Raw genomic sequence first — 7,004 nt, forward strand, 5'->3', positions numbered from 1 at the left:
GGCGTGGGGTTGATGGTGCGGTCGGGGGCGGGCTCCAGGTGGCGCTCGATCTGGGCGGAGGTGAGGCCGAGGCCGCCGAGGCGCAGGTCGTCCCAGCCCTGGAGGCGGTGGGTGGCGCGGCTGAAGTAGAGGACGGACAGTTCGATCGGGGTGGGCTGCTCGTGTTCGAGGCCGCGGAGGCCGGCGCCGCCGGTGGAGCCCTGGACGAAGAGGCGGGTGCCGGTGGGGAGGAGCTTGGTGGAGCGGGCGTGGGTGTGGCCGGCGAGGACGAGGGGCGCCACGCCGGAGAACGCCTCGCCCTCGGTGGGGTCGTGGGTGACGACGATGTCGGGGGTGGTGCCGGAGGCGCGGAGTCCGGCGGCGTGGCGGAGGCCCTCGGCGCGGAGCTGGTCGGCGCCCACGAAGTCGTCGCGGGTGCTCTTGTCGGGGGTGTAGCGGGGGTCGCCGAGGCCGTAGATGCGCAGGCCCGCGACCTCGCGGGTGGTGCCGTCCAGGACGATGGCGTTCTTCTGGCGGGCGACCGCCTTCTGGGTCCCCATGGAGTCGTGGTTGCCGCGCACGTAGACGTAGGGGACCTTCAGGTCGGAGATGGAGTCGGCGAACTTGTCCTCTGCCTTGCTGCCGTGGTCCATGAGGTCGCCGCTGTCGATGATGAGGTCGACCTTGAACTGGGTGGAGACGGACTTGATGACGTTCCAGGCGGCGGGGTTGAGGTGGATGTCGGAGACGTCCAGGACGCGGATGGTGGACGGGTCCGGCTCGTAGGTCGGGAGGGTGGAGGTGGTGGTGTAGAGCTCGGAGACGTTGCCGACGAGGCGGGCGAGCTGGGCGCGGTAGGCGGAGAAGCGCTCGACGATGCTCTGGGCGTCGCCGACGATCTGGGGGGCGTTGGCGAGCAGGCCGGTGTAGCGGGGTTCGGCGATGGACTGGGGGTTGAACGTCGACCAGGTCAGCAGGGCGAGTGCGGTCAGGCCGGCGGTCGTGGAGCCGAGGCCGAGGAGGGCGCGGCGCCAGGAGCGGAACAGGACGAGGGAGGCGACGAAGCTCGCCGCCAGGGCGATCAGGACGGCGCGGACCAGCAGCTCGATGAGCCCGTGCCGGATCTGGCCGGCGATCCGGTCGGTGAGGCGGTCGAGTTCGGTGTCGTCCTCGATCAGCTTCTTGGCCTGCTCGGGGCGCAGGTCGGTGAGGCGGGCCTCCAGCGAGACGGGTCCGTCGTGGGTGTCGAGCCGGAGGGAGCCGAGGGGCGGCAGCCTGAGGGTCGTCCCGCCGTGCAGGGACGGCTGGAGGGTGAGCTGGACGTCGGTGGGGCCGACCGGGGTGACGTAGCGCCCGCCGGCGATGAGTCCGAGGTAGCCGGCGCCCAGGCCGATGACGGCGACGAGGGCGAGCCGCGTCCACCGGCTGGTGAGGAAGGGTGCGGCGCGGCGGACGGCGGGGGAGCCGAGACGGCGGGCGCGGTCGGCGGTGGTGGCGCCGAGGGCGCGGAGCGGTGCGAGGGCCTTGGTCAACGGGGCGCGGACCTTGGGCACGTGTTCCCCTTCTATCGAGCAGAATCGACCGTGTGATGGAGTTGTCGCGCGATGAGTTCGAGGACCTTGTGGGCGAGGCCCTCGACACCATCCCACCCGAGCTGACCGCCCATATGCGCAACGTCGTCATCGTCGTCGAGGACGACGCGCCCGAGCGCGGCCTGCTCGGCCTGTACCAGGGGGTACCCCTCACTGAGCGGGGCGACTGGTACGCGGGCGTCCTGCCCGATCACATTTCGATCTACCGCCACGAGATCCTCCGCATATGCGACACCAGGGAGGACGTGGTGGAAGAAGTCCGGATAACGGTGGTCCATGAGATCGCGCACCACTTCGGGATCGATGACGGGAAGTTGCACGAACTCGGATACTGACGCAAGGAATTGCGCACTGTAGGTCACGCGACTGCCACGCAGCGTGAGTTAATAGGGGAGGGCGCCCGGTACCGGGCGGGCTGAACTGGAGCGTGCGTGGCGGGAAGGCAGACCGGCCGGCATCGTCGTCCGCCGGAGGAGCAGGCGACCTACCGCGAGGTGTTCGCGGTCGGGGAGTTTCGTTCTCTTTGGCTGGCACAGGCATTGTCGTACATCGGGGACCAGTTGGCGCAGGTCGCGCTGGCGGTGCTGGTCTACGACCATACGCGGTCGACGCTGCTGACGGCGCTGGTCTACGCGCTGACCTACCTGCCGCCGATCCTCGGCGGGCCGGTGCTGTCCGGGCTGGCCGACCTGTTCCCGCGCCGCACCGTCATGATCGTGTGCGATGTGCTGCGGGGCGGGCTGGTGGCCGCCATGGCGCTGGTGGCGATGCCGGTCGGGGTGCTCTCGGGGCTGGTGTTCCTCGTGGTGCTGCTGGGCACGCCGTTCTCCGCCGCGCGCGCCGCCGTCATGCCGGACGTCCTGGAGGGTGACAGGTATGTGGCGGGTTCGGCGATCGCCAACATCACCCACCAGGTCACCCAGGTGCTCGGCTTCCTCGCGGGTGGCGCGATCGTCGCGGTCGTCGGGACCTACGAGGCCCTGGCCCTGGACGCGCTGACGTTCGGCGCGTCCGCTGTCCTGCTGATCGGCGGGCTGCGGCGGCGGCCGGCGCCGCGCCGGCGGGAGCGCCAGTCACTGGGCCTGCTGCGCGGGACGCGGGACGGAGCCCGGCTGGTGTTCGGCGACCCGGTGCTGCGGTCGCTGGTGCTGTTCGCCTGGCTGTGCGCGTTCTACGTGATCCCCGAGGGGCTGGCCGTCCCGTACGCGGCGACGTTCGGCGGCGGTGCGGTGACCGCGGGGCTGCTGCTGGCGGCGATGCCGACCGGGATGGTGGTGGGCTCGCTGCTGTTCAGCCGGTTCGTCCGCCCCGCGAACCGGCTGCACGCGATGGGGTGGATGTCGATGCTCGCCTGCCTGCCGCTGGTGGGCGCGGGCGTCCACCCGCCGCTGTGGTGGGTGGTCGCGCTGTGGGCGCTGTCGGGCGTCGGCAGCGCCTACCAGCTGGTGGCGAACACCGCGTTCGTGGCGGCGGTGCCGGCGTCCGGGCGCGGGCAGGCGTTCGGGCTCGCCCAGTCCGGCATCCTGGCCGGCCAGGGCGTCGGCATCCTGGTCGGCGGCGCGGCGGCGCAGGTGCTCGGGCCGGAGACGGTGGTGGCGCTCGCGGGCGTCGCCGGCCTGTCGGCCGCCGCGATGCTGACGCTGGGCTGGAACCGGGTCCGCGGCGGGGTGATCGCCGGGACGCGCGCGGCCCCGCTCGCCGCGACCCCGCCGCCCGGCCGGAGCGAGGACGAGATGTCCGGTGTCAGCCGTCCGGCCTAGGCGCTGGTGCGGTTCTTGTTGACCCCGTCCTTCGTCTTCTGGATGACCTCCTGGACCTTCGGCGAGTCGCTCGCCTTCTGGAACATGTCCTCGGCGATCGATGTCGGCCGGCCCTCCTCCGGGATGAGGATCCAGGCGAGGATGTAGATCGGGACGCCGGGGCCGAACACCGCGAGGACGGCGAAGCCCAGCCGCACGATGTTGACGTCGATGTCGAGGAACCGGGCGACGCCCGCGCTGACCCCGGAGACCATCCGGCCGTCGCGGGCGCGGCGCAGCTGCTTGGTGGTGCTCTTCTCCATGTCCATGCCTCGATCATGCCCAGTTCGGTGGAGATCGGACATCAGGATTCGCCCTGATTTGCCCCTGAGCGCCTCCCCTGCGGTTCAGGGTGCCGGCCCCGACGTACCCTCGTGGGCGGACGGCCCCGCAACGAAGGAGACCCGCATGGACGTGCTGCGCGTGGACGACCGGCTCGCGGACGAGGAGCGGATGGTCCGCGACACCGTGCGCGCGTTCACGGCGGAGAAGGTCATGCCGCACCTGGCCGGCTGGTTCGAGGACGGGACGTTCCCCGCCCGCGAACTGGCCCCCGAGCTGGGCAAGCTCGGCCTGCTCGGCATGCATCTGCAGGGCTACGGCTGCGCCGGGACGAGCGCCGTCGCCTACGGAGTGGCGTGCCGCGAGCTGGAGGCGGCCGATTCGGGGCTGCGCAGCTTCGTGTCCGTCCAGGGGTCCCTGGCGATGGCGGCGATCCGCAAGTTCGGCTCGGAGGAGCAGAAGAGCGAGTGGCTGCCGCGGATGGCCGCCGGGGAGGCGATCGGCTGCTTCGGGCTGACCGAGCCCGACCGCGGCTCCGACCCCGGCGACATGCGCACCCGGGCGCGCCGCGACGGCACGGACTGGGTGCTGAACGGCGCCAAGATGTGGATCACGAACGGGTCGATCGCCGATATCGCGGTCGTCTGGGCGCAGACGGACGACGGCATCCGCGGGTTCCTCGTCCCGGCGGGCACCCCCGGGTTCACGGCGAGCGACATCCACCGGAAGCTGTCGCTGCGCGCGTCCGTCACCTCCGAGCTGGTCCTGCAGGACGTGCGCCTGCCCGCCGACGCGGTGCTGCCCGGCGTGCAGGGCCTGAAGGGGCCGCTCGGCTGCCTGTCGGAGGCCCGCTACGGCATCCTGTGGGGCGCCGTCGGCGCCGGGCGGTCCTGCTACGAGGCGGCCGTCGACTACGCCACGACCCGCGAGCAGTTCGGCAAGCCGATCGGGTCGTTCCAGCTCACGCAGGAGAAGCTCGCCTGGATGGAGGTCGCGCTCGGCCAGGCCGGCCTCGTCGCCCTGCACATCGGCCGCCTCAAGGACGAGGGCGCCGTGACGCCGCAGCAGGTGTCGTTCGGCAAGCTCGCGAACGTCCGCGCGGCGCTGGACGTCGCCCGCGAGGCCCGCACGATCCTCGGCGCGAACGGGATCACGCTCGAGTACCCGGTGATCAGGCACATGAACAACCTGGAGAGCGTCCTCACCTACGAGGGCACGCAGGAAGTGCACCTGCTCACACTCGGGAAGGCCGTCACCGGGCTGGACGCGTTCCGTTAAGGAGGGCTTGAACCCTCCGCGTAGGGTTATTGACTGGACGTCCTGCAGTGACCTGGGCAGACTCGCCCGGGTCAAGCGATCTACAGAGGGAGCGGCATGAGAGTCGGCATCGTCGGGGCCACCGGACAGGTCGGGGCCAAGATGCTCGAAATCCTGGCCGAGCGCGGATTCCCGGTCGACGAGCTGCGGCTGTTCGCCTCGGCGCGGTCGGCGGGGCGCAGGCTCCCGTGGGACGGCACCGAGATCACCGTCGAGGACGCGGAGACCGCCGACTACACCGGCCTCGACATCGTGCTGTTCTCCGCGGGCAAGACCACGTCGAAGGCGCTGGCGCCGAAGGTCGCCGCCGCGGGCGCGGTCGTGATCGACAACTCCTCCGGCTGGCGGATGGACCCGGACGTCCCGCTGGTCGTCGCCGAGGTCAACCCGCATGCCGCGCGGAACCGCCCCAAGGGCATCATCGCGAACCCGAACTGCACCACGATGGCGGCGATGCCGGTGCTGCGGCCGCTGCACGCCGAGGCGGGGCTGGCCGCGCTGGTCGTGTCCACCTACCAGGCGGTGTCGGGCAGCGGGCTCGCGGGCGTCGCCGAGCTGCACGACCAGGTGTCCAAGACGGTGCAGGGCGCCGACAGGCTCACCCACTCGGGCTCCGGCGTGGACTTCCCGGAGCCGTCGGTCTACGTGCGCCCGATCGCGTTCAACGTCCTGCCGATGGCGGGTTCGATCGTGGACGACGGCCTCGCCGAGACCGACGAGGAGCAGAAGCTCCGCAACGAGAGCCGCAAGATCCTGGAGATCCCGGACCTGAAGGTGTCGGGCACCTGCGTGCGCGTCCCGGTGTTCACCGGCCACTCGCTGCAGGTCAACGCCCGGTTCGAGCGGCCGATCAGCCCGGAGCGCGCGAGCGAGCTGCTCGCGGGCGCGCCCGGCGTCGTGCTGTCGGACGTCCCGACGCCGCTGCAGGCCGCCGGCCAGGACCCGACCTACGTGGGCCGCATCCGCCGCGACGAGACCGTGGACAACGGCCTCGCCCTGTTCTGCGCGGGCGACAACCTGCGCAAGGGCGCGGCCCTGAACACGGTGCAGATCGCGGAGCTCGTCGCCGCCGAGTAAGGACCTAGCGGGCGGGCCCTCCTCGGACCTCCAGCGTTTCGAGGAGGGCCGCCGTGCTCCGCGCGATCTCCTCCACGGCGCGCTCGAACGCCTCCGCGTTGTGGGCTGCGGGCGCCCGGAACCCGGAGATCTTCCGGACGTATTGAAGCGCCGCCGCCCGCACGTCCTCGTCGGTGACGTCCTCGGCGTACGGCGGGCGGAGCGTCTTGATGCTGCGGCACATGCCCCCAGTCTTACTCACGCCTCGGACATTGATGGGCCCCCGGGCGTTCCTGCCTGGGAACTTTCAGCAGGAACGCCCGGGGGTCCGGCGGGGGGCGGGGACCCCGGTGGCGGTCGCACGGTCCGGGCCGAGATTCGTTCCGTACGTCCGCCGGTGTTCAGCCCTGGGGGTGGGGGACGGGCTGTTCAGCAGTGCACCGCGACGGCCGGTGGGGTGTCAACGAATCCATCCGCCACTGGATTTTCAATTGTGTGAACGGCGTCGTGGGAAACACTGAAACCGGCCGCCGACCTGCGGTCATGTCGTGATCTTGAGGTCGTCCAGGCCCGCTTCGACAAGGCTGCCGGAGCCCGCGTCGGCGGCCTCCACCACGATGCGGACGCTCTGCCCGGCGTAGCCGGAGACGTCCGCGGTCTGCGTCTGCCAGGTCCCGGCGCGGGTCGCCGCCGCGCCCGCCTGGTTCAGCACGGTCGTGGACCCGTTCGGCCCCACGACCCGCACCCGCAGGTAGTCGTCGGACGAGCTGTTGTTCAGGTGCGCGAGGAACCAGGAGAACGACAGGGTCTTCGACCCGGCCGGGAGCGCGATCGCCGGCGACTGGATGCTGCTGGTGCCGCCGTCCAGGTCGTAGGTTCCGGCGTCGGTTCCGGCCGCGGCGCCGGTCACGAGGGCGGCGCTGCCGCCGGCCGCGGCGAGTTGCAGGTCGGTGCCCGACCAGCTCGTCGGCTGCGGGGT

At 71.6% G+C, this 7,004-nt stretch carries 8 protein-coding genes; 4 read left to right on the top strand and 4 right to left on the bottom strand.

Features of this window, described 5'->3' with window-relative positions:
- Window positions 1-1,532, bottom strand: a 1,532-nt coding sequence (locus E1284_RS37045) for a metallophosphoesterase family protein (protein ID WP_243714975.1), incomplete at its 3' end; no start/stop codon positions are given.
- 32 nt (window positions 1,533-1,564) lie between these two features.
- Between E1284_RS37045 and E1284_RS37050 the strand changes: the two genes are divergently transcribed.
- Together E1284_RS37050 and E1284_RS37055 are read left to right on the top strand one after the other, a co-directional pair.
- Window positions 1,565-1,906 carry a metallopeptidase family protein gene (locus tag E1284_RS37050; protein WP_131944811.1) on the top strand — a complete coding sequence of 114 codons (342 nt, stop codon included), beginning with the start codon at window positions 1,565-1,567 and terminating at the stop codon, window positions 1,904-1,906.
- Between the two features lie 96 nt (window positions 1,907-2,002).
- Window positions 2,003-3,331: an MFS transporter gene (locus tag E1284_RS37055; protein ID WP_131944812.1), complete on the top strand. Its 1,329-nt coding sequence runs from the start codon at window positions 2,003-2,005 to the stop codon at window positions 3,329-3,331.
- Here the strand turns inward: E1284_RS37055 and E1284_RS37060 are convergent.
- A complete protein-coding gene (locus E1284_RS37060; protein WP_131944813.1) occupies window positions 3,328-3,639 on the bottom strand; it encodes a PspC domain-containing protein in 312 nt (103 codons plus the stop codon). The two genes, E1284_RS37055 and E1284_RS37060, sit on opposite strands and share 4 nt — an antisense overlap.
- Window positions 3,640-3,778: 139 nt before the next feature.
- Here E1284_RS37060 and E1284_RS37065 point away from each other — a divergent pair, with 139 nt between their 5' ends.
- Both E1284_RS37065 and E1284_RS37070 read left to right on the top strand, forming a co-directional pair.
- Entirely contained in the window at window positions 3,779-4,930 is a 1,152-nt protein-coding gene (locus E1284_RS37065; protein ID WP_131944814.1) for an acyl-CoA dehydrogenase family protein, read from the top strand.
- A 96-nt stretch (window positions 4,931-5,026) separates the two neighbouring features.
- Window positions 5,027-6,046, top strand: coding sequence for an aspartate-semialdehyde dehydrogenase (locus tag E1284_RS37070; RefSeq protein WP_131944815.1), 1,020 nt, complete (start codon window positions 5,027-5,029; stop codon window positions 6,044-6,046).
- A 4-nt stretch (window positions 6,047-6,050) separates the two neighbouring features.
- On the opposite strand, the gene E1284_RS37075 is transcribed toward E1284_RS37070, so the two are convergent.
- On the bottom strand, window positions 6,051-6,287 hold the full coding sequence (locus E1284_RS37075; protein WP_243714976.1) for a DUF2277 domain-containing protein: 237 nt from the start codon (window positions 6,285-6,287) through the stop codon (window positions 6,051-6,053).
- Window positions 6,288-6,566: 279 nt separating this feature from the next.
- A partial coding sequence (locus tag E1284_RS42135; RefSeq protein WP_207924173.1) for a choice-of-anchor J domain-containing protein occupies window positions 6,567-7,004 on the bottom strand: 438 nt, incomplete at its 5' end.

Source organism: Actinomadura bangladeshensis, assembly GCF_004348335.1.
GTDB classification, from domain to species: Bacteria; Actinomycetota; Actinomycetes; order Streptosporangiales; family Streptosporangiaceae; genus Spirillospora; species Spirillospora bangladeshensis.